Origin of the sequence: Christensenella sp. (assembly GCF_034927525.1) — a bacterium.
Taxonomy (GTDB): Bacteria; Bacillota; Clostridia; order Christensenellales; family Christensenellaceae; genus Christensenella.
The window spans coordinates 1-2,841 of the sequence record NZ_JAYFPU010000129.1 but is presented as its reverse complement, the minus strand read 5'-3'; the positions used below and the strand labels follow the sequence as shown (position 1 = coordinate 2,841).

Below are 2,841 nucleotides of genomic sequence, written 5' to 3'. Positions count from 1 at the left end.
GGATAGACCTTGGACACCAGAAAAAGCGTTTCCCGGTCGATTCCTGAAATCGCTTTGCCGACCAAACGTTCGGACGCGCCCTCACCGTACATTTCAGCTGTATCAATGAGTGTCATATGAAGTCTTACACCCAAACGGATGCTCTCGATCTCCTCATCGAGTTTGCCCACATCGTCGCCCATGTGCCACGTCCCCTGCCCGAGGCTCGGAACCTGTTGCCCGTTTGGCAATGTGACCGTATGTTTGCTCATAATGTCCCCTCCTTTTTGTTTATCTTACCATAAATCAGGCTGCTTAAAACAGGTGTTTGCGGTTTGACAAACTTCTTTGTTATGAGTATCATACGTCATATGAAGAAAAAAACCTCTAATATCCTGCGTATCGTTCTGCTTATTTTGGGAATATTTCTCGTTGCCTATTCCGGCTTTTTGCTCTTGCGCAACAATGTCAATTTAGGCAACGTACTTCCCGCCCTGCTTGGCATCCCGCTTTTGATGTACGGTATTTTTGCGCCGCGCCTCAATATCTGGTTTGCAAAAGGCGTGGGCAGGGTCGTCAAATGGGTCTTCATCATCGGTTACGCTTTTTTGATTGCTGTTTTTACGATATTCGGCATTATGATGGTGCAGGCCGCGAACACCGCGCCGCCCGCCGACGCAGATGTGGTGATGGTTCTCGGCGCAGCGCTCAAAGGAAAAGAGCCTTCGGACACGCTTGCGCGGCGACTTGACACAGCGATGGAATATGCGCGCGAAAACCCGGACGCGATCATCCTTGTGAGCGGCGGACAGGGTGCGCAGGAGGAAATCCCTGAATCTCACGCGATGCGCGAATACCTGATCGGTCACGGCATCGACGAAAGCCGTATTGTGATCGAGGATCAGTCGACGAGTACCCGCGAAAATTTTACCAATTCAAAGAAGATTCTAGACGAAATGTTCGGCGAAAATAATTATACCACCGTTTTTGTGACCAACGATTATCATATCCTGCGCGCGGGCATCACCGCACGTGCCGCGGGCATGAGCAACGTGCATGGCATGGCATGGCGCACGCTTATTTATACCGCGCCGCCCTCTTATATGCGCGAATCGTTGGCGCTGCTGTCCACGTATGTGTTTGGCGTTGTGTTTGATTGAATTGACAAAACCCACCGCATCTATTACCATAAATATGTTGTTATGATTTTGAGGATGGGGTAATAGGCTTATGTTGCGTGTGCCGCAGTTGGCGCGTGCGCGGAAGGGCTGAGCAAGAGCGGTATGCAGACATTGGATCAATTAAAGCCCGGGGAATCCGGGACGATACTGGCAGTGGGCGGACAGGGTGCGCTGCGAAGACGGCTCCTTGAGATGGGGCTTACGCCCGGAACCCGTGTAATGGTGCAGAAAATGGCGCCATCCGGCGATCCGATCGAACTCCATATCCGTGGATACCAGCTCACGCTGCGCAAGGAAGACGCTGCGCAAATCACGCTTCATTCTACCCACGACCAGCCGCACCACCATCACCACCACATTATCACCCGCAGATTCGGAGGCCGCTCATGAGTATATTGATCGCGCTTGCGGGAAATCAGAATTGCGGAAAAACAACTCTTTTTAACCAATTGACAGGCTCGAACCAGCATGTCGGGAATTTCCCCGGCGTTACCGTAGAACATAAAGAAGGCAAAGTGAAGGGCGAAAAGGACATGTCTGTTGTGGATTTGCCCGGTATTTATTCGCTTTCCCCATATACGCCCGAGGAGATCGTTTCGCGGGACTTTATCATCAAACAAAATCCGGACGCGATCTTAAATATCGTAGACGCGACCAATTTGCAACGCAACCTATATCTGACGCTGCAGCTTTTGGAGCTTAACAAACCAATGGTCATTGCGCTCAATATGATGGACGAGGTGCGCGCAAACGATATCACGATCGATATCAAGAAATTAAGCGAGGAGCTCGGCGTTTCTGTCGTGCCTATTTCCGCGTCCAAAAATCAGGGTGTGGAAGAGCTCGTGGAAGAGCTGCGCCGCGTGGTCAAAAATAAAGAGTTGCCCCGCCGCACGGATTTTTGCGAGGGCGAGGTACACAAGGCGCTGCACGCTGCTAAGCATCTGATCGAGGATCATGCCGCGGCAGCCGGATATCCCGCGCGTTTTGCCGCCTCAAAGCTCATCGAGGGCGACGAACCTTTGGAGCGCGCTCTCGAGCTTGACGAATCGGACAAGGATATTTTGCAGCACATCATCGACCAGATGGAGGAAGGCACAGGAACCGACCGCGAGGCCGCGCTCGCCGATATGCGTTACCGGTTTATCGAGAAGCTGTACGAAGATGTCGTTTCTAAGAAAAGTTCGACGCGGGAGATGCAGCGTTCTGTAAAGATCGACCGCGTGCTAACGCACAAAATCTGGGCCATCCCCATTTTTATCGGGATCATGGCATTTATCTTTTACCTGACATTCGGCCCCATCGGCGGATTTTTGTCGGGCGCGTTCGAGGAAGGTATCGCCTTTGTGACGGATGTGACCAACAATGCGCTTGTTGGCGCGGGTGTTTCTGAATGGATGCGCTCGTTTGTCATTGACGGCGCGTTTACAGGCGTAGGTACCGTGCTTTCGTTCTTGCCTATCATTCTAATCTTGTTTTTTTTCCTGTCTATCCTCGAGGATTCAGGATATATGGCTCGCGTCGCCTTTGTGATGGACAGTTCGCTGCGCAAGATCGGGCTTTCGGGGCGGTCTTTCGTGCCAATGCTCCTTGGCTTGGGGTGCAGCGTTCCGGCAATCATGTCCACACGTACTCTCGCAAGCGAGCGGGACAGGACGCTTACCATCCTGATCACGCCGAT

4 protein-coding genes are annotated in these 2,841 nt (G+C 52.1%); 3 read left to right on the top strand and 1 reads right to left on the bottom strand.

What is annotated here, in order from left to right; genetic code table 11:
• Nucleotides 1-251 (bottom strand): aldo/keto reductase (locus VB081_RS05255; protein ID WP_323399788.1); only part of this gene is annotated, 251 nt, incomplete at its 3' end.
• A gap of 99 nt (nt 252-350) precedes the next feature.
• Between VB081_RS05255 and VB081_RS05250 the strand changes: the two genes are divergently transcribed.
• From VB081_RS05250 to feoB, 3 genes are all read left to right on the top strand, one after another.
• A complete protein-coding gene (locus VB081_RS05250; protein WP_323399787.1) occupies nt 351-1,139 on the top strand; it encodes a YdcF family protein in 789 nt (262 codons plus the stop codon).
• 123 nt (nt 1,140-1,262) lie between these two features.
• Nucleotides 1,263-1,550, top strand: coding sequence for a FeoA family protein (locus VB081_RS05245; RefSeq protein ID WP_323399786.1), 288 nt, complete (start codon nt 1,263-1,265; stop codon nt 1,548-1,550).
• The coding region (gene feoB / locus VB081_RS05240; RefSeq protein WP_323399785.1) for a ferrous iron transport protein B at nt 1,547-2,841 on the top strand (1,295 nt) is incomplete at its 3' end. The genes VB081_RS05245 and feoB, both read left to right, overlap by 4 nt.